Annotated in this window: 26 protein-coding genes; 11 read left to right on the forward strand and 15 right to left on the reverse strand. The window is 69.1% G+C overall.

What is annotated here, in order from left to right; all coding sequences use genetic code 11:
• Nucleotides 1–99: 99 nt before the first annotated feature.
• Together truA and fmt are read right to left on the reverse strand one after the other, a co-directional pair.
• Nucleotides 100–837 (reverse strand): tRNA pseudouridine(38-40) synthase TruA, encoded by a 738-nt coding sequence (gene truA, locus AC07UH_RS07695; RefSeq protein WP_495180247.1) that lies wholly within the window; start codon nt 835–837, stop codon nt 100–102.
• Entirely contained in the window at nt 834–1745 is a 912-nt protein-coding gene (fmt, locus tag AC07UH_RS07700; RefSeq protein ID WP_495180246.1) for a methionyl-tRNA formyltransferase, read from the reverse strand. Before fmt ends, truA begins: the two co-directional genes overlap by 4 nt.
• Before the next feature lie 54 nt (nt 1746–1799).
• On the opposite strand from fmt, the gene recR reads away from it, so the two are divergent.
• The 4 genes from recR to AC07UH_RS07720 all read left to right on the forward strand — a co-directional run bounded on the left by recR (nt 1800) and on the right by AC07UH_RS07720 (nt 4829).
• Entirely contained in the window at nt 1800–2393 is a 594-nt protein-coding gene (gene recR / locus AC07UH_RS07705; RefSeq protein ID WP_038659260.1) for a recombination mediator RecR, read from the forward strand.
• 70 nt (nt 2394–2463) lie between these two features.
• Nucleotides 2464–2982, forward strand: coding sequence for a peptide deformylase (gene def, locus AC07UH_RS07710; protein WP_495180245.1), 519 nt, complete (start codon nt 2464–2466; stop codon nt 2980–2982).
• 153 nt (nt 2983–3135) lie between these two features.
• Nucleotides 3136–4587 carry a DNA recombination protein RmuC gene (locus AC07UH_RS07715; protein ID WP_495180244.1) on the forward strand — a complete coding sequence of 484 codons (1452 nt, stop codon included), beginning with the start codon at nt 3136–3138 and terminating at the stop codon, nt 4585–4587.
• 11 nt (nt 4588–4598) lie between these two features.
• Nucleotides 4599–4829, forward strand: a complete 231-nt coding sequence (locus AC07UH_RS07720; RefSeq protein WP_495180243.1) for a hypothetical protein — start codon at nt 4599–4601, stop codon at nt 4827–4829.
• A 183-nt stretch (nt 4830–5012) separates the two neighbouring features.
• Here the strand turns inward: AC07UH_RS07720 and AC07UH_RS07725 are convergent, their stop codons facing one another.
• From AC07UH_RS07725 to AC07UH_RS07755, 7 genes are all read right to left on the reverse strand, one after another.
• The gene (locus AC07UH_RS07725; RefSeq protein ID WP_495180242.1) at nt 5013–5810 is read right to left on the reverse strand and encodes a TrmH family RNA methyltransferase; all 798 of its coding nucleotides are present in this window, start codon (nt 5808–5810) and stop codon (nt 5013–5015) included.
• Between the two features lie 113 nt (nt 5811–5923).
• Nucleotides 5924–6199, reverse strand: a complete 276-nt coding sequence (locus AC07UH_RS07730; RefSeq protein ID WP_495180241.1) for an HPr family phosphocarrier protein — start codon at nt 6197–6199, stop codon at nt 5924–5926.
• The gene (locus tag AC07UH_RS07735) at nt 6196–6603 is read right to left on the reverse strand and encodes a PTS sugar transporter subunit IIA (RefSeq protein WP_038659276.1); all 408 of its coding nucleotides are present in this window, start codon (nt 6601–6603) and stop codon (nt 6196–6198) included. Before AC07UH_RS07735 ends, AC07UH_RS07730 begins: the two co-directional genes overlap by 4 nt.
• A 14-nt stretch (nt 6604–6617) precedes the next feature.
• Entirely contained in the window at nt 6618–7526 is a 909-nt protein-coding gene (rapZ, locus tag AC07UH_RS07740) for an RNase adapter RapZ (protein WP_495180240.1), read from the reverse strand.
• 10 nt (nt 7527–7536) lie between these two features.
• Nucleotides 7537–7965, reverse strand: a complete 429-nt coding sequence (locus tag AC07UH_RS07745; RefSeq protein ID WP_495180239.1) for an HPr kinase/phosphorylase — start codon at nt 7963–7965, stop codon at nt 7537–7539.
• Nucleotides 7962–9533, reverse strand: a complete 1572-nt coding sequence (locus tag AC07UH_RS07750) for a sensor histidine kinase (protein ID WP_137897289.1) — start codon at nt 9531–9533, stop codon at nt 7962–7964. Before AC07UH_RS07750 ends, AC07UH_RS07745 begins: the two co-directional genes overlap by 4 nt.
• Nucleotides 9502–10209, reverse strand: a complete 708-nt coding sequence (locus AC07UH_RS07755) for a response regulator transcription factor (protein WP_137897290.1) — start codon at nt 10207–10209, stop codon at nt 9502–9504. Before AC07UH_RS07755 ends, AC07UH_RS07750 begins: the two co-directional genes overlap by 32 nt.
• Before the next feature lie 248 nt (nt 10210–10457).
• On the opposite strand from AC07UH_RS07755, the gene AC07UH_RS07760 reads away from it, so the two are divergent.
• From AC07UH_RS07760 to AC07UH_RS07770, 3 genes are all read left to right on the forward strand, one after another.
• Nucleotides 10458–12071 (forward strand): phosphoenolpyruvate carboxykinase, encoded by a 1614-nt coding sequence (locus AC07UH_RS07760; protein ID WP_495180238.1) that lies wholly within the window; start codon nt 10458–10460, stop codon nt 12069–12071.
• 87 nt (nt 12072–12158) lie between these two features.
• Nucleotides 12159–13376 (forward strand): BtaA family protein, encoded by a 1218-nt coding sequence (locus AC07UH_RS07765; protein ID WP_495180237.1) that lies wholly within the window; start codon nt 12159–12161, stop codon nt 13374–13376.
• Nucleotides 13369–14013 carry a class I SAM-dependent methyltransferase gene (locus AC07UH_RS07770; RefSeq protein ID WP_495180236.1) on the forward strand — a complete coding sequence of 215 codons (645 nt, stop codon included), beginning with the start codon at nt 13369–13371 and terminating at the stop codon, nt 14011–14013. Before AC07UH_RS07765 ends, AC07UH_RS07770 begins: the two co-directional genes overlap by 8 nt.
• 21 nt (nt 14014–14034) lie before the next feature.
• On the opposite strand, the gene AC07UH_RS07775 is transcribed toward AC07UH_RS07770, so the two are convergent.
• From AC07UH_RS07775 to AC07UH_RS07785, 3 genes are read right to left on the reverse strand one after another with little or no spacing between them, the layout of a single operon-like run.
• Complete coding sequence (locus AC07UH_RS07775; protein ID WP_038666315.1) at nt 14035–14475, reverse strand: acyl-CoA thioesterase; 441 nt, start codon at nt 14473–14475, stop codon at nt 14035–14037.
• 59 nt (nt 14476–14534) lie between these two features.
• Complete coding sequence (locus tag AC07UH_RS07780; RefSeq protein WP_038659292.1) at nt 14535–14987, reverse strand: NfeD family protein; 453 nt, start codon at nt 14985–14987, stop codon at nt 14535–14537.
• Nucleotides 14984–15967 carry an SPFH domain-containing protein gene (locus AC07UH_RS07785; protein ID WP_495180235.1) on the reverse strand — a complete coding sequence of 328 codons (984 nt, stop codon included), beginning with the start codon at nt 15965–15967 and terminating at the stop codon, nt 14984–14986. The genes AC07UH_RS07780 and AC07UH_RS07785 overlap by 4 nt, the downstream gene beginning before the upstream one ends.
• A gap of 74 nt (nt 15968–16041) precedes the next feature.
• Here AC07UH_RS07785 and AC07UH_RS07790 point away from each other — a divergent pair, with 74 nt between their 5' ends.
• The 4 genes from AC07UH_RS07790 (at nt 16042) to AC07UH_RS07805 (ending at nt 20004) form a co-directional block, all read left to right on the forward strand.
• A complete protein-coding gene (locus tag AC07UH_RS07790; protein WP_495180234.1) occupies nt 16042–16779 on the forward strand; it encodes an ATP-grasp domain-containing protein in 738 nt (245 codons plus the stop codon).
• Nucleotides 16780–16841: 62 nt separating this feature from the next.
• Nucleotides 16842–18299: an IMP dehydrogenase gene (guaB, locus tag AC07UH_RS07795; protein WP_038659300.1), complete on the forward strand. Its 1458-nt coding sequence runs from the start codon at nt 16842–16844 to the stop codon at nt 18297–18299.
• Entirely contained in the window at nt 18300–19472 is a 1173-nt protein-coding gene (locus tag AC07UH_RS07800; RefSeq protein ID WP_495180233.1) for an RsmB/NOP family class I SAM-dependent RNA methyltransferase, read from the forward strand.
• A 31-nt stretch (nt 19473–19503) separates the two neighbouring features.
• On the forward strand, nt 19504–20004 hold the full coding sequence (locus AC07UH_RS07805) for a tetratricopeptide repeat protein (RefSeq protein WP_137897298.1): 501 nt from the start codon (nt 19504–19506) through the stop codon (nt 20002–20004).
• Between the two features lie 256 nt (nt 20005–20260).
• Here AC07UH_RS07805 and rsmA read toward each other — a convergent pair whose 3' ends face one another.
• From rsmA to AC07UH_RS07820, 3 genes are read right to left on the reverse strand one after another with little or no spacing between them, the layout of a single operon-like run.
• Nucleotides 20261–21103: a 16S rRNA (adenine(1518)-N(6)/adenine(1519)-N(6))-dimethyltransferase RsmA gene (rsmA, locus tag AC07UH_RS07810; RefSeq protein ID WP_495180232.1), complete on the reverse strand. Its 843-nt coding sequence runs from the start codon at nt 21101–21103 to the stop codon at nt 20261–20263.
• A complete protein-coding gene (gene pdxA, locus AC07UH_RS07815; protein ID WP_495180231.1) occupies nt 21100–22092 on the reverse strand; it encodes a 4-hydroxythreonine-4-phosphate dehydrogenase PdxA in 993 nt (330 codons plus the stop codon). The genes rsmA and pdxA overlap by 4 nt, the downstream gene beginning before the upstream one ends.
• Before the next feature lies 1 nt (nt 22093).
• Nucleotides 22094–23413 carry a peptidylprolyl isomerase gene (locus AC07UH_RS07820; RefSeq protein WP_245640824.1) on the reverse strand — a complete coding sequence of 440 codons (1320 nt, stop codon included), beginning with the start codon at nt 23411–23413 and terminating at the stop codon, nt 22094–22096.
• Nucleotides 23414–23505: the final 92 nt, after the last annotated feature.

Raw genomic sequence — 23505 nt, forward strand, 5'->3', positions numbered from 1 at the left:
GATCGTCGCCAGCTTCCCGCTCGCGGCGGCCGGAAACGCCAACGTCTCCCGATCGCGCCACCTGCGCCAAGGGCGGGATCTCCGCGCCTCCGCGTGAACTCAATATACGGCGGAGACGAAGAACAGCCCGTCCGGCGGCGCGTTCAAACCCAGCCGCGCCCGATCCCGCGCCTCCAGCGCCACCCGCACATCGTCCACCGACCAGCGCCCCATACCGACCAGCGCCAGACACCCGACCATCGAGCGCACCTGATGGTGAAGGAACGACCGCGCCGCCGCCCGCACCGAGATTCGTTCACCCGCACGCGTCACCGACAGCAGATCGAGCGTCCGCACCGGGCTGTCCGCCTGACAATGCGCCGAGCGGAACGTGGTGAAGTCGTGCCGCCCGACCAGCACCGCCGCCGCTGCCGCCATCGCGTCGGCATCGAGCATCTGCGGCACCTGCCACGCTAGCCCCGCCTCCCAGGTCAGCGGCGCCCGGCGGTTGACGATGCGATACTCATACGCCCGCCCCAGACAGGAAAACCGGGCATGCCAGTCGTCCGCCACCACGACGCAATCGAGTACCGCCACCGGCGCCGGCCGCACCCGCGCATTCAGCGCCTCCATCAACCGGAACGGCGCGATATCCTTGCCGATATCGACATGCGCGCGCATCCCCAGCCCATGCACCCCGGCATCGGTCCGCCCCGCCGCATGCACCGCGGTCCGCTCGCCGGTCACCGCGAACACCGCCTCCTCCAGCGCTTGCTGCACGCTCGGCCCGTGCTTCTGCCGCTGCCAGCCCATGAACGGCCGGCCGTCATATTCCACCGTCAGCGCGAACCGCGTCAAAGCTGCGTGCCCGATCGCACCGGAAAGCCGCGCAGCAACTCGGCGGTGCTGGTCACGCCGCGCCCGGCGCGCTGCACCAGCGTCGGCCGGATCGCGCCGTCGCCGCAGGCGATCGTCAGCGCATCGTCCACCGTCGTCCCCTCGCCGCCGGGGAAGCTGAACGGCAGCACGTCGGCCGCGAGCACCTTGACCCGCTCGCCCGCGATCTCGAACCACGCCCCCGGCGCCGGGTGCATGGCGCGCACCAGCCGCTCGACCTCGACCGCGCTACGCGTGAAGTCGATCCGCGCCTCCGCCTTGTCGATCTTGCTGGCATAAGTGACGCCCGCCTCGGGCTGCGCCACCGGCGGATGCGCGTCGGGATCGCCGAGCACTTCGACCATCAACCGCGCGCCCAACGCCGCAAGCTCTGCGGTCAGCTCGCCCGCGGTCTTGCGATCGACCGCCACGCGCCCTTCCATCCGCACCGGCCCGGTATCGAGCCCCGCCTCCATCTGCATGATCCCAACCCCGGTCTCGGCATCGCCAGCGAGGATCGCGCGCTGCACCGGCGCCGCCCCGCGCCAGCGCGGCAGCAGCGAGCCATGCACGTTGAGACACCCCAACCGCGGCGCCGCCAGCACCGGCTTCGGCAGGATCAGCCCGTACGCCGCCACCACCGCGACATCCGCGTCCAGCGCCGCGAACGCCGCCTGCTCCTCCGCGCCCTTCAGGCTGACCGGATGCCGCACCGCGATCCCGAGCGCCTCGGCGCGCTGCTGCACCGGCGAGGCGACCGTCTCGCGCCCGCGCCGCCCGCCGGGGCGCGGCGGCTGGCTATAGGCCGCGACGACGTCATGCCCGGCCGAAACCAGCGCCTCCAGCGTCGGTACGGCGAAGTCGGGGGTTCCCATAAAGATGATCCGCATGGCCTGCCTTCAACGCGCTGGCGGGCGACGGCGCAACCCCCTATCTGTTCCGTCATGGCCTCTCCCGAAATCGAAGCCCTGACCCAGGCGCTCGCGCGCCTCCCCGGCCTTGGCCCGCGCTCGGCGCGCCGCGCGGTGCTGCATCTGCTCAAGAAGCGCGAGGCGGCGCTCGGTCCGCTGCGTGCCGCGCTCGAAGCGGTCGACGAACGGCTCGAAACCTGCGCCACCTGCGGCAACGTCGACACCGCCAACCCCTGCGCGATCTGCGCCGACCCGCGCCGCGACCAGCGCTCGCTCTGCGTGGTCGAGGAAGTGGCGGATCTGTGGGCACTCGAACGCTCGCGGCTGTTTCCCGGCCGCTTCCACGTCCTCGGCGGCCGGCTGTCGGCGCTCGAAGGCATCCGCCCGGAAGATCTCGCGATCGACGCGCTGGTCACCCGGATCGAGGCCGGCGGCATCGACGAGGTCGTCCTCGCGATGAACGCGACGCTGGAGGGCCAGACGACGGCGCATTATCTCGCTGACCGCATCGAACGCTTCCCGGTGCGCGTGACCCAGCTCGCGCACGGCCTGCCGGTCGGCGGCGAGCTGGACTATCTCGACGAAGGCACGCTCGCGCAGGCGCTGCGCGCGCGACGTCCGGTCTAATTCCTCCCCGTGCCGGGGAGGACTATGCTCGAACTTGACGCCAAACCCCTCGCCACCTAGCTCACGCCACATGGCAGTCCTTCCCATCGTCGAAGTCCCCGATCCGCGCCTGCGCCTGATCTCCAAGCCCGTCGAGCAGGTCACCGACGAGACGCGCGCCTTCGTCCGGGACATGATCGACACGATGTACGACGCCAACGGCATCGGCCTCGCCGCAATTCAGGTCGGCGTCGACAGCCGCATCCTCGTCATCGACCTGCAGGATGAGAAGGACGAGGAAGACAAGCCGATCAAGGCGCCCCACGCCTATATCAACCCCGAAATCCTCTCGGTCAGCGAAGAGACGAGCAGCTATAACGAAGGCTGCCTGTCGATCCCCGAACAATATGCCGACGTTGCGCGCCCGGCGAGCTGCCGCGTCCGCTGGCTCGACGAGCAAGGCGAGCGCCATGAGGAAGAGCTGACCGGGCTGCTCTCGACCTGCATGCAGCATGAGATCGACCATCTCAACGGCGTGCTCTTCATCGACCATATCAGCCGCCTGAAGCGCGATATGGTGATGAAGAAGCTGGCGAAGATGCGCCGCTAAGGCGTTTGCCCAGCCCCCCTGAAGGAAGGGGCGGGGCTTGCTAGCCTCTCGCATCCCGTCTGCCGTATTTAGGGACTGTCCTCCCCCCGACGTTCGATCTATGTTCCTCGCCACGACAAGACTGCCGGCTCGGTTTGCCGGCCGCCAAAGGGAATGAACGTGGACCTGACGATCGTCATCATCGCCATCCTTGCGCTGGCCGCGGGCCTGCTCGTCGGCGCGCTGCTCGCCAACCGCAAGGCCGGCAGCCTCGCGGCCGATCTCGCCGTGGCGCAGAGCAAGGCCGCCGACGCCGAGCTGGTCGCCCGCGCCCGCGACGCCGTCGAGCGTGAGCGCAACGAGGCGATGCGCGACCTCGCCGCGCTGCGCGCCCAGTCGGAGGATCGCGCAGCTACCCTCGACGCGCTGCGCGACGAACTCGCGACGATCCGCGCCGATCGCGACGCCGCCCGCACCGCGCTCGCCAGCACCGGCGCGCAGATCGAGGCGTTCGAAGCGCGCCTGTTCGACATGCGCGACGCCAAGGAGCAGATGGCGGCGCAGTTCAACGACCTCGCCAACAAGGCGCTGACCGACGCGCAAAAGGCGTTCCTCGATCGCGCCGAAGCGCGCTTCCGCCAGTCGGAGGAACTCGCCGGCACCAATCTCAAATCCTTGCTCCAGCCGGTCAACGACCGTCTCGCCCGTTACGAGGAGGGCGTCGCCAAGGTCGAGGCCGAGCGGCGCGACGCCTTCGGCGATCTCAAGGGCCAGATCGAACAGATGCGGCTCGGTCAGGAACGCGTCTCGGGCGAGGCGGCCAAATTGGTCAACGCGTTGCGCAACGCCCCCAAGGCGCGCGGTCGCTGGGGCGAGCAACAGCTTCGCAACGTGCTCGAAACCTGCGGCCTCGCCGAACATACCGATTTCGCGATGGAGGTCAGCGTCGCCGACGGGGAAGGGGGCCGCCTGCGCCCCGATGCGATCGTCCGAGTCCCCGGCGGCAAGTCGCTGATTATCGACGCCAAGGTGTCGCTCAACGCCTATCAGGACGCCTTCGGCGCGGTCGACGAGGGCGAGCGAAACATCGGCCTCACCGCGCATGCCGCGTCGATGCGCGCGCATATCAACGGCCTGTCCGCCAAGGCCTATTGGTCGCAGTTCGACGACACGCCGGAATATGTCGTGATGTTCGTCCCCGGCGAACATTTTCTGTCCGCCGCGCTGGAGCATGATGCCGGCCTGTGGGATTATGCGTTCGACAAAAGGGTGTTGCTGGCGACGCCGACCAACCTCATCGCAATCGCGCGCACGGTGGCGGCGGTTTGGCGGCAGGAGAAACTGGCCACCGAAGCCCGAGCCATCGGCGCGCTCGGCAAGGAACTCTACGACCGGCTGGCCAAGGCCGGCGAGGATCTCCGCAAGGTGGGCGGGGGCCTCACCACCGCAGTCAACAATTACAACAATTTCGTCTCGAGCTTCGAAAGCCGCGCCTTAGTGTCGGCGCGCAAGTTCCGCGATCTCAATATCGAGCCCGGTGCGCGTGAGATCGGCGTCGCGGAACCCGTCGAGGCCCTGGCGCGCTACGGCGAGGAAGCGCTGCGCCTGCCGGATGCGGCGGAATAGAGGAGCGGGCGATGAAGGGCATGCATCACGGCGACGTCATCATGGATCACGACGGCAGGCTGTCCGGCATGGTGGCGGGCGACGTGATCGTTCGCTCTGGCTGCGATGTCCGGATCAGCGGCATGGTCGCGGGAGACGTCTATATCGAGGCCGGCGCCCGGGCGCGGATCAGCGGCATGGTGTCCGGCCGGATCGTCAACCGCGGCGGCGCGATCCGGGTCAGCGGCATGATCGGAGGCTAGGCCGATCGGCAAGGCTTTGATGCGGCGGCCGAACCCGGCGCTGCTGTTCCACTGGTGACAGCCGTGATATCCGAATGGCTGTTTTCTGATCGGTGCAGATGTCGAAATGATAGGGCTCGATCGTTTTGATTAAGGCGTCCAACTCGTCCATGTTGGCTGCCCGGCAAGACGCGAGGATGAGCCTTAGCCGTGCTGAGCCAGCACCTCATAGGCCATCACCGCCGTTGCAACCGCGGCGTTGAGGCTGTCCGCCTTGCCCAGCATCGGGATCTTGACCAGCAGGTCGCACGCCGCGGCATAGTCCGCCGGCATCCCCTGCGCCTCGTTGCCGGTCAGCAGGAAGGTCGGCGCCGCGTAGCGCGCCGCGCGATAATCGTGTTCGGTATCGAGGCTCAGCCCGACGAGCTGCCCCGGCCCCTCGCGCAGCCAGCCGAGGAATGACGCCCACTCGCTCCGCACGACGGGAATGGTGAACAGCGCCCCCATACTGGCGCGCACCGCCTCGACCGAAAAGGGATCGACGCATTCGCCGATCAGGATCAGCCCGCCCGCGCCGACCGCATCGGCGGTGCGCAGGATCGTGCCGAGATTGCCGGGATCGCGCAGCCGCTCGGCGACCAGCCAGATCTTCGCCGTGGTCCGATCGAGATCGGCGAGCGTCCGGTCGAACTCGTCGAACACGCCGACCACCGCCTGCGGATTGTCCTTGCCCGACAGTTTGGACAGGATGTCGGGCGTTGTCTGGATCGACTCGCCGCCCGCCATCTCGACGTCGATCGACAGGGCATGGACCAAAGGATGGTCGGCATTGCCCGCCGCATAGAACAGGATGCGCGGCAGCCGCCCGGTCTCGCGCGCCTCGGTGAGGATACGCAGCCCCTCGGCCATGAACTGGCGCGCGCCGCGGCGATGGCGCTTGTCGCGCAGCTCGCGGGCGTATTTGACAAGCGGGTTGGAAAAGGCGGTGATTTCACGGGGCATGGCGCGTCGGCCTTCGCGCTAGCCGAAGGCTGGCGCAAGGCGAAAACGACGCGCCCGGCCGGCGCGGCATCGGCCGCGTCCGACGACGCGGCTTTGCCGCGGCGCCACCGCCGTCAATCTTCGCCGAATTTGGCTTCGACCAGCTCGCACAGCGCGCCGACCGCCGCCTCGGCGCCGTCGCCGCTCGCGCTGATCGTGATCGAATCGCCCTTGGCCGCGCCGAGCATCATCAGCCCCATGATCGAGGTGCCGGTCACCGCGCCGTCGTCCTTGCTGACCCTGACCTCGACCGGCTGGGTCGAGGCGAGCGTGACGAACTTGGCGCTCGCCCGCGCGTGGAGCCCCCGCTTGTTGGTGATGAGGACGGTGCGTGCGATCTCGTCGCTCACGCCGCCGCCTCGCCGAGCACTTCGGAGGCGACCGAGATATATTTGCGCCCCGCCTCGCGCGCCGCGGCCACCGCCTCGACGACCTTCATCGACTTGCGCGCCGAACCGAGCCGGATCAGCATCGGTAGGTTCATTCCCGCGATCACCTCGACCCGGCCGCGCTCCATCAGCGAGATGGCCAAGTTGGACGGCGTGCCGCCGAACAGGTCGGTCAGCACGATCACGCCGCGCCCCGAATCGACCGCGCCGATCGCCGTGGCGATATCGGCACGCCGCTCCTCCATATCGTCGTCGGGACCGATGGAGATCGTCGCGATGCGATCCTGCGGGCCGACGACATGGATCATCGCGGTCACGAATTCCTCCGCAAGCCGCCCATGCGTCACCAGAACGAGGCCAATCATCTCAGATACGTTACTCATTTGCTGGCGGGCGGCCCCTCGAGCGAGTCCTGCGGTGCGGCCCCGAGGTCGCGATGCGTAATGGTGGGCGAAAAACCCGCTTTGCGCAACCGGTCAGCGAGAAGCTCGGTGACATGGACCGATCTATGTCTCCCTCCGGTACAGCCGATCGCGACGCTGACATAGGATTTGCCCTCGGCACGATAGCGCGGCAGCAGCAGTTCGAGCAGGCCGCCGATCTGCGCCATTGCCGCCGGATAGGCGGGGTCCGCTGCGACATAGGCGGCGACATCGGCGTCGAGTCCGGTGCCGGGGCGCAATACCGGGTCCCAATGCGGATTGCGCAGGAAACGCATGTCGAAGACGAGATCGGCGTTGCGCGGCAGCCCGCGCGCGAAGCCGAACGACTGGATCAACAGCACCGGCGCGTCGCGTCCGTGGCCGGCGAAGGTCGTGCGCACCTGCTGCGCCAGCGCATTGGCGGTGAGGTCGGTGGTGTCGATCAACCGGTTGGCCCAGTCGCGCAACGGACGCAGCAATTCGCGCTCGCGGGCGATGCCGTCGCCCGCCGGCCGGTCGGGCGCGAGCGGGTGCCGCCGCCGCGTCTCCGAATAGCGCCGCTCCAGCTCGGCGCCCGAACAGTCGAGGAACAGCATGCCGATATCGAGGCCATGGTCGTCACGCAGCGTACGGATACGCTCGACGATGCGCGTCGGGTCGAAGTCGCGGGTGCGCGCGCCGATACCGATCGCCAGCGGCTGGCTGTCGTCGGCCGCCCCCGCGGCGAGCGGCGCGTCGAGCAACCGGTCGAGCAGCACCAGCGGCAGATTGTCGACCACCTCCCAGCCCAGATCCTCCAGCGTCTTGAGCACCGTCGACTTGCCGGCGCCGGACAGGCCGGTGACGAGCAATATGTCCTTGGTCATAGCAGGAACCTCATTCCGGTGTCGCCTCGGGCTGACGCAATGCCCATTCGATCTTGAGCGGCGTCGCGGCGTGAAACGCGTCGAGCCCGATCTCGCGCACGTCGAGTCCCGCCAGCCGGCGCCGCTGCCGCTCTGGCATGCGGACGGGCGCGCCGTCGAGCCGGACGATCAGCGCGACCGGCACGTCGTCGACCGAGGCCATGCGGACGATGCCGATCCCGCGCACCTCGATCTGGCCGCGGATCGTCGCCGGCGCGCTGGCCAGCAGCGTCGCACCGTCGCGCACCAGCAATGTCTGGTCGTCGCTGACCAGTATCGCGCCCCGATCGATCAGCCGCAATGCGAGGTCGGACTTGCCTGCCCCCGGCGGCCCTTCGAGCAGCACCGCGCGGCCGTGGATCGCGACGCAGGTCGCGTGGCGGCGTTCGCGCGCGATCATTCGGCAACGAGCGGCAGGCGGACGACGAAGCGCGCACCGCCCAACCGGTCCTCGCGCGATTCGACCGCGATGCTGCCCTGATGCGCCTCGACGATCGTCCGCGCGATCGCGAGGCCGAGGCCGGAATGCTGGCCGAACGCTTCCGATTCGGGGCGGATCGACTGGAAACGGCGGAAGATCGCCTCGCGCGCTTCCTCGGGCACGCCCGGCCCCTCGTCCTCGACGCGGACGACGAGATCGTCGCCCTCGCGCGCCACCGCGATCGCGATCAGCGCACCGTCGGGCGAGAAGGAGAGGGCGTTGTCGATCAGATTGTCGAACACGCGTTCGAGCCGCGCGCCCTCGCCGAGCGTCACCAGCGGCGCCCCGGCATGATCGAAGCGCAGCCGCACGCCGCGCTCGACCTCGCGAGCGAGCCGCTGGCCGACCAGCGCGCGGATCATCGCCGCGATATCGATCGCCTCGAACTTGGCACGGCTGAGCTGCGCGTCGAGGCGCGACGCCTCGGAGATGTCGGTGATCAGCCGGTCGAGCCGATGGACGTCGTCGCGGACGATCGACAGCAGCCGCGCGCGCAAGTCGGGGTCCCTGACCGCGTCGAGCCCCTCGACCGCCGACCGCAGCGAGGCGAGCGGGTTCTTCATCTCGTGCGTCACGTCGGCGGCGAACGCCTCGGTCGCATCGATCCGCGCACGCAGCGCGAGGCTCATGTCGGAGAGCGCGCGCGCCAGACTGCCGATCTCGTCGCGGCGCGAGGGCAAACGGGGGACGACGACCTCGCGCGCCCGGCCGAGGCGCACCCGCACCGCCGCCCGCGCCAGCCGGCGCAGCGGCCGTACGATCGTCCGCGCGAGGAACAGCGACAGCGCGACCGACACGATCGTCACCAGCAGCAGCACGAGGCTCAATCGGAAGCGCTCGATTCGCACCGTCTGGGTGATGTCGCGCGCGTTGATCGTCGTCATCACCACCCCGCCGCTCGGCAAAGGCGCCGCGGCGGTGATCACCGGCGTCCGGTCGGGCGCACGCCAGACGCTCGCCGAACTCAGCCCGGTACGCGCCCGCCGTACATCGGGCCATTGCCGCCCGTCGCTCCGCTCGCGGTAGAGCGGCGCACGCGCCGCGCCGACGATGATGTCGATCCCGGCGTCGAGCCAGCGCGCCACCACCTGGTCCCAGGCCTGTTTGTCGGGATCGAGCAGCACCGCGTTGCGCGATCCCAGCGCGCGGCTGTCGACGATCGTCCGCCCCGTCGCGTCGAACACCCTGAGCCGCGCGTTCGTGTCGCGTGTCAGCCGCAACAGCAGGTCGTCGCGCTGGTCGGGGGCGACCATCGCCAGTGCCTCGCCGATCAGCCGCGCCTCGCGCGCCGCCTGCGCGACGCGGCTGTCGACGATGCGGCTGCGATACGAATCGAGGTAGAAGAAGCCGCCGGCGAGCAGCAGCAGCGCGATGATGTTGACCGCGAGGATGCGGCGGGTGAGCGAGATCTGCCCCGACCAGCGCAGCGCAAGATCGCCGCCCTCCGGCCGCGGCTCACTCGTCGGAGAATCGGTATCCGGCGCCATACAGGGTCTCGATCGCGTCGAAGGTGGGATCGACGCCGCGGAACTTGCGGCGCAGGCGCTTGATATGGCTGTCGATGGTGCGGTCGTCGACGTAGATGTCGTCCTGATAGGCGGCATCCATCAGCTGGTTGCGCGTCTTGACGATGCCCGGCCGCTGCGCGAGCGTTTCGAGGATCAGGAATTCGGTCACGGTCAGCGTCACCGGCTCGCCGCCCCAGGTGGTGCGATGCCGCGCCGGGTCCATCGACAGCCGCCCGCGCACCAGCGGTTCGCTGCCGGTCGCTGCCGGATCCTCCGCCGTGGTGGCGGCGACCTCGGTCCGGCGCAGGATCGCGCGGATGCGGGCGATCAGCAGCCGCTGGCTGAACGGCTTGGCGATATAATCGTCCGCGCCCATCGCCAGGCCGAGCGCCTCGTCGAGCTCGTCGTCCTTGCTGGTCAGGAAGATCACCGGGATCTGGCTCTTCTCGCGCAGCCGGCGCAGCAGCTCGAGCCCGTCCATCCGCGGCATCTTGATGTCGAAGATGGCGAGATCGGGCGGATTGTCGGTGAGCGCCTTGAGCGCGGTCTCGCCGTCCGAATAGACGCGGGTCAGGAACCCCTCGGTCTGCAGGGCGATCGAGACCGAGGTCAGGATATTGCGGTCGTCGTCGACCAGCGCGATCGTCGCGGTCATACGTGGGGGACCCTCGGCATCATCGGCCTGCGGTAGGGCAAAGCGGCGCGAGGCTCAACCGGGCGATAGTCTCCCCTGTGTAGCGGCCCACAAACGCCGGAGAGGCCATCATTCCGTCCCGTAACGACCCACCGTCCGTCGCGCGGCGATTTGACGCTACGTCGCGGCTGGCTTATGCGCAGGCCGATCACCGGCGTGCGTGCAGACCCTCCCCAGGATGCGCGCGCCGGGCCGAACGCATTGGGAGGATGTACGTGAACGAGCGCATTCCGCACGCAGGTCTCGCGAGCCAGTCTATCGAAACGAGAGCCGATCTCCACTGGAACCTGGTCACCGCGCGGCTGGTCGAGGCCGCGGTCGCCCGCGGCGAGGGCAAGCTCAGCGCCGACGGGCCTTTGGTGGTCGAGACCGGCGCGCACACCGGCCGCTCGGCGCAGGACAAGTTCATCGTCCGCGACGCCGAGACCGAGGACAGCGTCTGGTGGGGCAAGTCCAACAAGGGCATGGACCCGGCGCATTTCGCCGCGCTCAAGGCCGATTTCCTCGCCGCGCTGCGCGACAAGGAGCATCTGTTCGTCCAGGATCTCTACGGCGGGTCGCAGCCCGAGAACCGGGTCCGCGTCCGCGTCGTCAACGAGCTTGCCTGGCACAATCTCTTCATCCGCACGATGCTGGTCAGGCCGGAGGAGCATGAGCTGCAGGGCTTCGTCCCCGAATATACGATCATCGACCTGCCGAGCTTCCGCGCCGATCCCGCCCGCCACGGCACGCGCAGCGAGACGGTGATCGCGGTCAATTTCACCGAGAAGCTGATCCTGATCGGCGGCACCCGCTACGCCGGCGAGATGAAGAAGTCGGTGTTCGGCCTGCTCAACTATCTGCTGCCGAAGAGCGGCGTGATGCCGATGCATTGCTCCGCCAATATGGGCGCGGACGGCTCGACCGCGGTGTTCTTCGGCCTGTCCGGCACCGGCAAGACGACGCTCAGCGCCGATGCCAGCCGCACGCTGATCGGCGACGACGAGCACGGCTGGTCCGACACGGCGGTGTTCAATTTCGAGGGCGGCTGCTACGCCAAGATGATCCGCCTGTCGCCCGATGCCGAGCCGGAGATCTTCGCGACCACCAAGCGCTTCGGCACGGTGCTCGAGAATGTCGTGATGGACCCGGTCACCCGCCAACTCGACCTCGACGACAACAGCCTCGCCGAGAACAGCCGCGGCGCCTATCCGATCGACTTCATCCCCAATGCCTCGCGCGACAATATGGGCGGGGTGCCGAAGAACATCGTGATGCTGACCGCGGACGCCTATGGCGTGCTGCCGCCGATCGCCAAGCTGACCCCCGATCAGGCGATGTACCATTTCCTGTCGGGTTATACCGCGCGCGTCGCCGGCACCGAGATCGGCGTCACCGAACCCGACGCGACCTTCTCGACCTGTTTCGGCGCGCCGTTCATGCCGCGGCATCCCTCGGTCTACGGCAATCTGCTCAAGGAGCGGATCGCCGAGGGCGGGGTGGATTGCTGGCTGGTCAACACCGGCTGGACCGGCGGCAAATATGGCGTCGGTCATCGCATGCCGATCAAGGCGACGCGCGCGCTGCTCAACGCCGCGCTCGACGGCAGCCTCAAGCACGGCGAGTTCCGCACCGATCCCAATTTCGGCTTCCAGGTGCCGGTCGAGGTGCCGGGCGTCGACGGCGCGATCCTCGACCCGCGCAGCACCTGGGCGGATACCGCCGCCTATGACGCCACCGCCGCGAAACTCGTCGATCTGTTCGTCGAGAATTTCGCGCAATTCGACGACCATGTCGATGCCGGCGTGCGCCGGTCTGCACCGCAGGTGATCGAAGCGGCGTGATGCTGTCACGATAGCATCGCGCAACCGACCATGCGCCGTCACATTGGCGGCGCATGGGCCCGCCCCAGGACAATCAGGGGCGGAACGATGAGCGGAACGCAAAAGGCAGTGGCAGCCGCGATGCAGCGGCACGGCCATCTTTCCAGACAGGGCCTGCTCGAACGCGCCTTCACCTGGGCGTTCCGCGGCCTCGTCTATGCGCAGATCTGGGAAGACCCGGTGGTCGACATGGCGGCGCTGGCGATCACGCCGGACAGCCATGTCGTCACCATCGCTTCGGGCGGCTGCAACATGCTGTCCTATCTGACTGCCGACCCCAAGGCGATCGACGCGGTCGACCTCAACACCGCGCATATCGCGCTCGGCACGCTCAAGCTCGCCGCGGCCCGCCATCTGCCCGATCATGCGAGCTTCCACCGCTTCTTCGGGCACGCCGCCAGCCGCGACAATCTCGCGGCGTACGAACGGCATATCCGTCCGCATATCGACGAGCCGACGCGCCGCTATTGGGAAGGGCGCGATCTCAGCGGCCGGCGCCGGATCGCCGGTTTCGCCAGCGGCGTCCACAAGCGCGGGCTGCTCGGCCGCTTCATCGGTGCGGCGCATCTGCTCGCCAGGCTCAACGGCGTCGATCCGCGACTGCTGCTCGAAGCCGAGACGATCGAGGAGCAGCGCGCCATCTTCGAACGCGATTTCGCGCCGGTGTTCGACCGCGGCTTCGTCAAATGGCTGACCGACCAGCCCGCCTCGCTGTTCGGCCTCGGCATCCCACCCGCGCAGTTCGAGGCGCTCGCCGGTGACGGGCGGATGGCGGCGGTGCTGCGCCAGCGGCTGGAAAAGCTCGCCTGCGGCTTCGACCTGCGCGACAATTATTTCGCCTGGCAGGCGTTCGGCCGCCGTTACGGTGAGGGACCGGCCGCACCGCTGCCGCCCTATCTGCAGGCGGAGCATTATGACGCGATCGTCGCCCGCGTCGGCCGCGTCGATCTCCGCCACGCCAATATGACCGAACATCTCGCCGGCCTGCCCGCCGCATCGCGCGACCGCTATATCCTGCTCGACGCGCAGGACTGGATGACCGACGAACAGCTCGGCGAGCTATGGACGCAGATCACCCGCACCGCGCGACCAGGTGCACGCATCCTGTTCCGCACCGCCGGCGAGGCCGACATCATCCCCGGCCGCATTCCCGACGCGACCGTCGCGCGCTGGCGCTATCAGGCGGAGGCGTCGCGTCGGTTCACCGCGCAGGACCGGTCGGCGATCTATGGCGGCGTCCATCTCTACGTGCTCGCCGATGGTTGAGGGGGACCATGCCGGCCGGATGGATCGCATCTACGGCGGGCAGCGACATATTTACGATCTCACCCGCAAATATTATCTGTTCGGGCGGGACCGGCTGATCGACGGGCTCGACCTGCATGCGGGCGGTACGCTGCTGGAAATCGGCTGCGGCACGGGACGCAATCTGGTCCGCGCGGCCCGCGCCTGGCCCGGCGCCCGGCTGTACGGGATCGACATCTCCGCCGCGATGCTGACCACCGCACGCGCCAACGTCGCCGCCGCCGGCCTGTCGGACCGGATCGTGCTGGCGCAGGGCGATGCCGCCGGTTTCGATTCGCAGATGTTGTTCGGGCTGGCGCGGTTCGATCGCGTGATGTTCAGCTACACGCTGTCGATGATCCCGCCATGGCGGGAGGCGCTCGCTCAGGGGCTGGCGGTGACGCGCGACACGGGACGGCTGGTGGTGGTGGACTTCGGCACGCAATCGGGCTGGCCGGCGATCTGGCGCAAGCCGTTTCTGGCATGGCTCGCGCATTTCGACGTCACGCCGCGCGCCGAGCTGGCAGGCGAGGTTGCGCGACTCGCCACGAGCCAGGGCCGCACGTGCGCTACCCGGATGCTCTGGCGGGACTATTCGCAGATGGCGTGGGTCGCGTAACCGACGCTGCCCCGACCCCGGTCAGCCGCGCTCGACCGGCCCCGTCGCCGGCAACGGCCCATCGCCCCGCTGGAAGAATTGCTCGACGATCTCACGCGCCAGCCGTGCCGGCCGCAACGTTTCCGCATCCAGGCAGCACCAGCTCGATTTGACCTCGGCGAGCACCTCTTCGCCGCGCCGGATCACCGTCTCGTAGAAGGCGCGCGCGCCCTGTACCTTTTCGAGCAGCACCGTCGCGATCACGTCGTCGCCGAGGAAGGTCGGCTTGCGGTAGGTGATCTCATGCTTCAGCGCGACCCACAGATGCGCGGTGACCGCTTCCGCCGGCGCGAGCTTCTGCCAGTGGCTGACCACGGCATCCTGTACCCACTTCAGGTAGCTCGCGTTGTTGACGTGCCCCATGAAATCGATGTCGGCGGGATCGATGCCGATCGGGAAGCTGTGGGGGATGCTCTGGGTCACAGGCTCCATATAGCAGATCGCCGTGCCGCTTACACCCGGCAAGCGTGGTGCGCAGCGAATTAACCGCCCGCCGGCTCGACGATCGCGATCCCGTCGCGGATCGCGACGATCCGCACCCGTGCGCCCGCTTCCGCGACCACGCCGCGCGCCGGCCACGATCCGTCGCCGACCACCACGCGGCCGCCCTCGGGGCCGATCGCCACCTGCACCACCGCGGTGGTGCCGATCAGCCGCGCCACGCGGTCGTTGAGCTGCGGATCGCTGCTCGGCACCGGAAAATCCACATACCAGCGCTTGCCGATCAGGACGGTGACGATGCTCCACAGCGCGAAGGCGACGATCTGCGCCGCCACCGGCAGGCCGGGCAATACCAGCACCGCGACGCCGACCACCGCCGCGGCGATCGCGAGGAACACCGCGAAGACGCCGGGGATCACCAGCTCGGCGATCCCGAGCAGCAGCGCCGCGATCAGCCACGCGCCGCCCGCTCCGCCGATCGTGTCCAGCGTCACGCCGGCGGCAGTTCGAACGGCCCGCGCTTCGCCTCGGGCCTGGCCGCCCCGGCGGCGTTGGTCGGGGCAGGGGCCTTGCCGAGCGCATCCTTGGCCAGCTCGCCGATCCCGCCGAGCGTCCCGATCAACTGCGTCGCCTCGACCGGGAACAGGATCGTCTTGGCGTTGGGGCTGGTCGCGAATTTGCCGATCGCCTCGACGTATTTCTGCGCGATGAAATAGTTGATCGCCTGCGTCCCGCCGCGCTCGATCGCCTCGGACACCACCAGCGTCGCCTTCGCCTCGGCTTCCGCGGCACGCTCGCGCGCCTCCGAGTCGCGGAAGGCGGATTCCTTGCGGCCTTCCGATTCGAGGATGCGTGCCTGCTTCTGCCCTTCGGCACGCAGGATCTCCGACGCCCGCGTGCCCTCGGCTTCGAGGATGTTGGCGCGCTTCTCGCGCTCCGCCTTCATCTGCCGGCCCATCGCGGTGACGATATCGGCCGGCGGACGGATGTCCTTGATCTCGACACGGGTGATCTTCACCCCCCACGGCACCGTCGCATGGTCGACGACCGACAGCAGCCGCGCGTTGATCTCGTCGCGTTTCGACAGCGTCTCGTCGAGATCCATCGACCCCATCACCGTGCGCAGGTTGGTGGTGGTGAGCTGGAGCAACGCGACATACAGGTCCGACACCTCATAGGCCGCCTTCGGCGCGTCGAGCACCTGGAAGAAGACCACGCCGTCGGTCGAGACGATCGCATTGTCCTTGGTGATGATCTCCTGACCCGGAATCTCGATCACCTGCTCCATCATGTTCACCTTGCGCCCCACCCGGTAGAAGAAGGCGGGGTAGAAGTTGAAGCCCGGGCTTGCGGTGGCGGTGTAGCGGCCGAAATGCTCGATAGTATATTGATAGCCCTGCCGGACGATCTTGATGCTGGTGAACAGATAGAACAGCACCAGGACCAGTGCGAACGCAGCAATCGTGATACCCATGAGCCCTCCCGCCGGCGCGAATCCCTACGCCGTTGACCGATCCTAGCACAGCTCGACGTTCGACAAAGGTCACCATGCAGCGCATTCTTTTCGGCAACCATTCCACACAGATGCCCGCCATCGCCCGCCATATCGATCATCATCGGTACGAGGCGAGCTTCGCCCCCTTCGACGCGGTCGACCTGTCGCGCTTCGATCTCGTCGTGCCGCTGCGCGTCGGGCAGATCGAGGGCGCGCGTGGCGGCCGCACGGTGCTCCCGACCGCGGACCTCGTCGCGCTGTGCGACGACAAACTGGCACTCAACCTCTGGCTGATCGATCACGGCTTCGGCGACACCGTGCCCACGCTGCTCGGCGCGCGGCCGACCGACTATCCCTATATCCGCAAGACCCGGCGCGGCGATTTCGGCTTCGGCTGCGCGATGATCCGCGGTCCCGGCGAGGATGACGGCAGCGATCATCCCGACGTCTTCCGCCAGCGCGCGGTCGCCGGTGCCGACGAATACGTCCTCCACCTGCTCCGCGTCGGCGGCGCGATCCGCTTCCAGGTCGCCTATCGCTACGACATGGGCCAGCCGCTCGGCGTCCGCGGCGCGGTCGATCGCCCGGCGAGCATCACCCCCGCCGATCCCGGCCCGGCGCTCGGCCCCTGCACCGCGATCCTCGAAGCGCTCGGCTATGAGGGCACCTGCTGCTTCAACTACAAATGGGAGGAGGGCGCCTTGCGCGTCCTCGAACTCAACCCGCGTTTCGGCGGCTCGCTGGTCGGCGTGGTGACGGAATACGTCACGGCGCATCTCGCCGCCCTCTAGCGCAGATGCTGCGCTGCGGTTACATGGCCCGCCACTTATCCCTCCCGCGAGGAAACGGCACCTTGGACATCCGGCTCGGCCTCACCTTCGACGACGTTCTGCTCGTACCCGGCGAGTCGGACATCCTGCCGAGCACCGCCGACACGCGCACGCAGCTGACGCGCGGCATCGCGCTCAACATCCCGATCCTGTCCTCGGCGATGGATACGGTGACCGAGGCGGACATGGCGATCGTCATGGCGCAATTGGGCGGCATCGGCGTGCTCCACCGCAACCTGTCGATCGAGGAACAGGTCGCCGCGGTGCGCCAGGTCAAGCGGTTCGAATCGGGCATGGTGGTCAATCCGATCACGATCGCGCCGACCGCGACGCTGGGCGAGGCGCAGGCGCTGATGGCGCATCACAAGATCAGCGGCATTCCCGTGGTCGAGCGCGACGGCAAGCTCGTCGGCATCCTCACCAACCGCGACGTCCGCTTCGCCGGCGATCCCAAACAGCCGGTCGCCGAGCTGATGACGCACGACAATCTCGCCACCGTCTCGACCGACGTCGGGCAGGAGGAGGCGCGCGTGCTGCTCCACCAGCGCCGCATCGAGAAACTGCTGGTGGTCGACGAGGCCTATCGCTGCGTCGGCCTCATCACCGTCAAGGACATCGAGAAGGCGGTGACCTATCCCACCGCGACCAAGGACGCCTCCGGCCGGCTGCGCGTCGCCTCCGCGACCACCGTCGGCGACAAGGGGTTCGAACGGACCGAGGCGCTGGTCGACGCCGAATGCGACCTGATCGTCATCGACACCGCGCACGGCCACAATCGCGACGTCGCGCGCGCCGTCGAGCGCGTGAAGAAGCTCTCCAACTCGGTGCAGGTCGTCGCCGGCAACGTCGCCACCGGCGAGGCGACGCGCGCGCTGATCGACGCCGGTGCCGACGGCATCAAGGTCGGCATCGGCCCGGGCTCGATCTGCACCACCCGCGTCGTCGCCGGTGTCGGCGTGCCGCAGCTCACCGCGGTGATGGATTGCGCCGAAGCCGCCGCGAAGCACGGCGTTCCCGTGATCGCCGACGGTGGCCTGCGCACCTCGGGCGACCTCGCCAAGGCACTGGCGGCGGGCGCCTCGACGTGCATGGTCGGTTCGCTGCTCGCCGGCACCGAGGAGGCGCCGGGCGAGACGTTCCTGTATCAGGGCCGCGCCTACAAGAGCTATCGCGGCATGGGATCGGTCGGTGCGATGGGCCGCGGCTCGGCCGACCGCTATTTCCAGGGCGACATCAAGGATCAGATGAAGCTGGTCCCCGAGGGGATCGAGGGGCAGGTTGCCTATAAGGGGCCGGCGCGCGACGTGATCCACCAGCTCGTCGGCGGCATCAAGGCGGCGATGGGCTATACCGGCTCGGCGACGATCCCCGATCTGCAGAAGCGCGCGCAATTCGTCCAGATCACCGGCGCCGGGCTCAAGGAAAGCCACGTCCATGACGTCACCATCACGCGGGAAGCCCCCAATTACCCGACCCGCTAAGTGACCCCCGCCGCCCGCACCCAGGCCGCGATCGAACTGCTCGACGCGGTCATCGCCGCGGCGCGCGGCGGTGGCGCCGCCGCCGACACGCTCATCGCGCGCTATTTCGCCACCCGCCGCTACGCCGGGTCGAAGGACCGCCGCGCGGTGCGCGAGCTCGTCTATGCCGCGATCCGCCGCGCCGGCGAAGTGCCCGCCTCGGGCCGTGCCGCGCTGCTCGCGGTCGCCGCCGACGACGCGGCGATCGCGGCCACCTTCGACGGCTCGACGCACGGCCCCGCACCGATCGCCGCCGGCGAGGGCGCGGCTCCCGCCGGCGTCATGCCCGCCTGGCTCGCCGACGCGCTCGCCGCCTCGGGGATCGGCGCCGAGCAGCAGGTGGCGTTGATCGGTCGCGCCCCGCTCGACGTGCGCGTCAACCGGCTGCTCGCCGATCCGGCGACGCTCGCCGAACGGCTCGGCGGCACACCGATCCCCGGTCTGCCCGACGCGCTGCGGCTGCCCGCCGGTACCAATATCGACACGCTCGCCGGTCAGGCCGAGGTGCAGGACGCCGGCAGCCAGATCGTCAGCCTCGCCGCGCTGGCGCAGCCCGGCCAGCGGATCGTCGATCTCTGCGCGGGCGGCGGCGGCAAGACGCTCGCGCTCGCCGCGGCGATGCGCGACGAGGGGCAGATTCTCGCCGCCGATATCGACCGCGGCCGCCTGTCGCGCCTCGCGCCCCGCGCCGCCAGGGCCGGCGTGACCATCGTCGAGACGCGGCTGCTCGACCCCCGGCGCGAAGCCGAGGCGCTCGCCGACTGGCAGGACGCCGCCGATTGCGTGCTGATCGACGCGCCCTGCTCGGGCACGGGCACGTGGCGGCGCAATCCCGAGGCACGCTGGCGGCTGACGCCCGACCGGCTCGCCGGCTTTGCCGCGCAGCAACGGCACGTCCTCGCCGTCGGCGCGGCGCTGGTCCGGCCCAGCGGCGCTCTGGTCTATATCACCTGTTCGCTGCTCGATGCCGAGGGCATGGATCAGGTCGACGCCTTCCTCGCCGATCATCCCGGCTGGACCGCCGCGCCGCTCGATCTGCCCGCCGGCACGCCGCGCGGAAAGGGCTATCGGCTCGATCCGGCAAGCGACGACACCGACGGCTTTTTTGTCGCGCGGCTGACCCGCCCCTGCTAATCCGGCAGCCGTGCCCCCAGTGGAGACCTTCATGCGCGTTACGTCCGTCGCTCTTGCCGCTGCGCTGACCCTCGTCTGTGTCTCGACCTCGCTCAGCGGCCAGCGACCCGACGACCAGATCGACGCGCGCTCGCTGCAATTGCTGGCGCAGGGCCGCGCCGCCAAAGCGGCCGGCAATCTCGACGGCGCGACCGACCTGCTCGAGACCGCGGTCGCGGTCGATCCGCGCAACCGTCAGGCGTTCGTCACGCTTGCCGAGGTCGCCGAGAGCCGTGGCCTGCCCGGCAAGGCGATCCGCTTGTACCGCGAGGCGCTGACGCTCGAACCCAATGACGTCGTCGCGTTGCGCGGGCAGGGCGAGGCGCTGGTCGCCAAGGGCGCGGTGGCGATCGCCAAGACCAATCTCGCCAAGATCCGCACGCTCTGCAAGGCCGGCTGCCCGGAGGCGAACCAGCTGGCGGCAGCGATCGCCAAGGGACCGCCGGTCACGACGGCACAGACCGAGACCAAGCCGACCGCGCCGAAGGAATAAACGCCCGGCACGGGGAGGGGGACCGCATATGGGTGTTAGTGTGAGTCCCTCGTGTTCCAAACCCACCCCGTCACCCCGGACTTGTTCCGGGGTCCACTCCGCGGCGAGGAGAAAGGCGTGAGCGGACAACGTTCTCCCGCGGCCCGGTGGACCCCGGAACGAGTCCGGGGTGACGGATCTAACTAGGAAACCGATCAAGCCTCATACCGCAGCCATAGGAAAGGCTCGCTGTCGGGCACGCATCAGGCCTCTAGGCTCAACTCGCGCCGCCCACCACCCGCGCCAGCGCGACGAATTCGTCGACGCTCACCGTCTCCGCCCGTCGCGTCGGATCGATCCCGATCTGCTCCAGCCCGGCCAAGGCCCCCGGCACGCCCTTCAGGCTCTGCCGCAGCATCTTGCGTCGCTGGCCGAACGCCGCCGCGGTGATTCGCTCCAGCACGCGCACCTCGACCCCCTCCGGCGCCTCGCCCGGCACGATATGCACCACGGCAGACATCACCTTGGGCGGCGGGGTGAAGGCCGAGCGGTGCACCGGCATCGCGATCCGCGCCGACGAGCGCCATTGGCTCAGCACCGCCAGCCGCCCGTAGGCGTCGTCGTTCGCCGAGGCGACGATCCGCTCGGCGACCTCTTTCTGGAACATCAGCGTGCACGACTGCCACCACGGCTGCCATTCCGCGGTTAGCCAGCCGACCAGCAACGCAGTGCCGACGTTATAGGGCAGATTGGAGACGATATGCGGTCGCCCGGCGAACAGCGCCGGCGCATCCACCGCCAGCGCGTCGCCCTCGATCACGCGCAGCTTGCCGGGATAGGCCTCGCCCAGTTCCGCCAGCGCCGGAATGCAGCGCCGGTCGCGCTCGATCGCGGTGACGTTCGCCCCCGCCGCCAGCAGCGCGCGGGTCAACCCGCCGGGCCCCGGCCCGACCTCGAGCACCTCCGCGCCATCGAGATCCCCCGGTACCGCCGCGATCCGTGCCAGCAACTGGCCGTCGAACAGAAAATTCTGGCCCAGCGCCTTGCTGGCGTTGAGCCCGTAGCGCGCGATCACCTCGCGCAGGGGCGGCAGCTTGCCGCCCGCAGGTGCGTCGGTCATGCCCGCGCGCGCCGGTCCGCCGCCTGACCCGCCAGCGCGATCGCCGCGATCATCGCGCCGGGATGCGCCTCGTCGCGGCCGGCGATGCCGAAAGCGGTGCCGTGATCGGGCGAGGTCCGCACGATCGGCAGGCCGAGCGTGATGTTGACGCCCTCGTCGAAATGCAGCGTCTTGATCGGCACCAAAGCCTGATCGTGGTAGCAGCAGAGCACCGCATCATAGCCGGCGCGGGCTCGTGCGTGGAACAGCGTATCGGCGGGGAACGGCCCGGTCGCGTCGATCCCCTCGGCACGCAGTTGCGCGATCGCCGGTGCGAGGATGTCGATCTCCTCGCGCCCGATCGCACCGCCTTCGCCGGCATGCGGGTTGAGCCCGGCGAAGGCGAGCCGCGGCGCGGCGATCCCGAAATCGCGGGTCAGCCCCAGCGCCGTGGCGCGGCCCTTGGCGACGATCAGCTCGACCGACAGCAACGACGGCACTTGCGCCAGCGGCACGTGGACGGTGATCGGCACGACGCGCAGGCTCGGCCCGGCAAGCATCATCACCGCATCCTCCGCGGCGATGCCGCAGCGTTCGGCGACGAATTCGGTCTGGCCGGGATGGTTGAAGCCGATGCCGTACAATTGCGCTTTGGATACCGGTCCGGTGACCAGCGCCCGCGCCGCGCCGCTGCGGACCAAGGCGATCGACCGTTCCAGCGCCTGCAAGGCCGCCTTCGCACCGCCGACCTCGGGTGCGCCCGGCGTCACCGGTCCGGCATCGCCGACCGCCAGCACCGGCAGCGCACGGTCGAATACCGCCGCGGCCTCATCGAGATCGTCGATCGCCTCGACCGGCCCGCTCCACACCCGCCGCACCGCTGCGGGATCGCCGACGAGCGCGAACTGCGGCAGGCTGCGCAGCGCCCGCACCGCCCAGCTCTTGGCGACGATCTCCGGCCCGATCCCGGCGGGATCGCCCATCGTGATCGCGAGCGGCGCCTGGCTCATGTCAACGATACTCGATGACCGCGTCGCGGCGCAGATCGCGCAGCTTGCTCTGCGCGCGCAGGTTGACGCGCTGCTGTTCGAGCTGGCCCTGGATCTGCGCCGCACCCGGCACCGCCGATTGCTGCGCATCGTCGCGACCGCAGAGCACCAGCGCGCGGACGCCCTCGGTCGGCGAACCGAACGGCGGGGTCGCCTGACCGACCTGCAGCTTGAGCAGGATCTCCTGCAACTGCGGCGGCAGGTCGCGGATGCGGACCGAATCGTTGTCGACCACCTCGGCGCCGATCGTCGCGGCGACCTTCTCGACCGTGCCGCAGCCCTGGATCGACTGGACCGTCTTGGCGAAGGTCGCGGCGCGCACCTGCGCCTGCGCCTGCGTCGTGCCGGCGGGGAAGCCGACCGTGAGCTGCTTCAGGCTGAGCCGCGCATCGCGCGGGTCGGCGGCACCGATCGTGCGCTTGTCGGTGAGATAAAGGATCGAGAAGCCGCCCGGCGTCTCGATCGGGCCGGCGACCTGGCCGACCTGCATCTGCTGCGCCGCATCGGCGAGCGGCTGCGGCAGCGTCACCAGCCGGATCCAGCCGAGATCGCCGCCGACGCCGCGCGTCGACGCTTCCGAATAGTTGCGCGCGAACAGCTCGAACGGCTGCTGCGCCTTCTGGATCTCGCCGATGATCTGCTTGGCCTTGGCGAACACCTCGGCACGGTTGGCGTCGTTCGCGCTCAGGTAGATTTCGCGCAGATTATATTCCTCGGTGCCGCGCGATGCCTCGATCCGCTTCTGGATCGCGCTCACCTCTTCGTCGCCGACGTTGACGAACGGCTCGATCTTGCGGCGCAGATACCGGCTCCAGGCCAGCTCGCCCTCGATCGCACGGCGCAGCGACCGCTCCGACGATCCGGCCTTGCGCAGCGCGACGCGCAATTGCGGCACGGTCATGTTGAACCGCTTGGCGAGACCCGCCTCGCTCTGGTCGAGCTCGGCCGCGGTGACGGTGATCTCGGCGGTCTTCGCCTCCTGGATCTCCAGCGTCTCGTCGATCAGCTGGCGCAGGATCTGCAACTTGAACTCGTCGACCTGCTCCGCCGCCGGGCCGCGGCCGCCGTTGTTGAAGACGGTGAGCGCCAGCCGCTGGTCGACGTCGGTACCGGTGATGACCGTGTCGTTGACGATCGCGGTCGGCTTGCGCACGTTGGGGTCGAGCTTGCCGAAAATCTGCAGATTGGTGGGGATGTTGAGGTTGGTCTCGGGCACCTGCTGGTCGGGCACCGTCTGCGCGACCGCGCCGGTGGCGATCGCCGCCAGCGCGAGCCAGCTCATGGTGCGACCGATCCGGGCGCTGCGTCGATTGTTCTGCGTCACGTTCTTCCGTTACCCCAAAGCTCGGCGTCGCGCATCGGGCACGACGCCTA

It is taken from the genome of Sphingomonas sp. GW821-FHT04B01 (assembly GCF_059420425.1).

What these genes read in the sequence shown, in the direction of transcription:
- fmt (WP_495180246.1), bottom strand. Translation starts at nt 1,745, where the DNA reads ATGCGGATCATCTTTATGGGAACCCCCGACTTCGCCGTACCGACGCTG.
- recR (WP_038659260.1), top strand. Translation starts at nt 1,800, where the DNA reads ATGGCCTCTCCCGAAATCGAAGCCCTGACCCAGGCGCTCGCGCGCCTC.
- def (WP_495180245.1), top strand. Translation starts at nt 2,464, where the DNA reads ATGGCAGTCCTTCCCATCGTCGAAGTCCCCGATCCGCGCCTGCGCCTG.
- AC07UH_RS07715 (WP_495180244.1), top strand. Translation starts at nt 3,136, where the DNA reads ATGAACGTGGACCTGACGATCGTCATCATCGCCATCCTTGCGCTGGCC.
- AC07UH_RS07720 (WP_495180243.1), top strand. Translation starts at nt 4,599, where the DNA reads ATGAAGGGCATGCATCACGGCGACGTCATCATGGATCACGACGGCAGG.
- AC07UH_RS07725 (WP_495180242.1), bottom strand. Translation starts at nt 5,810, where the DNA reads ATGCCCCGTGAAATCACCGCCTTTTCCAACCCGCTTGTCAAATACGCC.
- AC07UH_RS07735 (WP_038659276.1), bottom strand. Translation starts at nt 6,603, where the DNA reads ATGATTGGCCTCGTTCTGGTGACGCATGGGCGGCTTGCGGAGGAATTC.
- rapZ (WP_495180240.1), bottom strand. Translation starts at nt 7,526, where the DNA reads ATGACCAAGGACATATTGCTCGTCACCGGCCTGTCCGGCGCCGGCAAG.
- AC07UH_RS07745 (WP_495180239.1), bottom strand. Translation starts at nt 7,965, where the DNA reads ATGATCGCGCGCGAACGCCGCCACGCGACCTGCGTCGCGATCCACGGC.
- AC07UH_RS07750 (WP_137897289.1), bottom strand. Translation starts at nt 9,533, where the DNA reads ATGGCGCCGGATACCGATTCTCCGACGAGTGAGCCGCGGCCGGAGGGC.
- AC07UH_RS07755 (WP_137897290.1), bottom strand. Translation starts at nt 10,209, where the DNA reads ATGACCGCGACGATCGCGCTGGTCGACGACGACCGCAATATCCTGACC.
- AC07UH_RS07760 (WP_495180238.1), top strand. Translation starts at nt 10,458, where the DNA reads ATGTACGTGAACGAGCGCATTCCGCACGCAGGTCTCGCGAGCCAGTCT.
- AC07UH_RS07765 (WP_495180237.1), top strand. Translation starts at nt 12,159, where the DNA reads ATGAGCGGAACGCAAAAGGCAGTGGCAGCCGCGATGCAGCGGCACGGC.
- AC07UH_RS07770 (WP_495180236.1), top strand. Translation starts at nt 13,369, where the DNA reads ATGGTTGAGGGGGACCATGCCGGCCGGATGGATCGCATCTACGGCGGG.
- AC07UH_RS07785 (WP_495180235.1), bottom strand. Translation starts at nt 15,967, where the DNA reads ATGGGTATCACGATTGCTGCGTTCGCACTGGTCCTGGTGCTGTTCTAT.
- AC07UH_RS07790 (WP_495180234.1), top strand. Translation starts at nt 16,042, where the DNA reads ATGCAGCGCATTCTTTTCGGCAACCATTCCACACAGATGCCCGCCATC.
- AC07UH_RS07805 (WP_137897298.1), top strand. Translation starts at nt 19,504, where the DNA reads ATGCGCGTTACGTCCGTCGCTCTTGCCGCTGCGCTGACCCTCGTCTGT.
- rsmA (WP_495180232.1), bottom strand. Translation starts at nt 21,103, where the DNA reads ATGACCGACGCACCTGCGGGCGGCAAGCTGCCGCCCCTGCGCGAGGTG.
- pdxA (WP_495180231.1), bottom strand. Translation starts at nt 22,092, where the DNA reads ATGAGCCAGGCGCCGCTCGCGATCACGATGGGCGATCCCGCCGGGATC.
- AC07UH_RS07820 (WP_245640824.1), bottom strand. Translation starts at nt 23,413, where the DNA reads ATGAGCTGGCTCGCGCTGGCGGCGATCGCCACCGGCGCGGTCGCGCAG.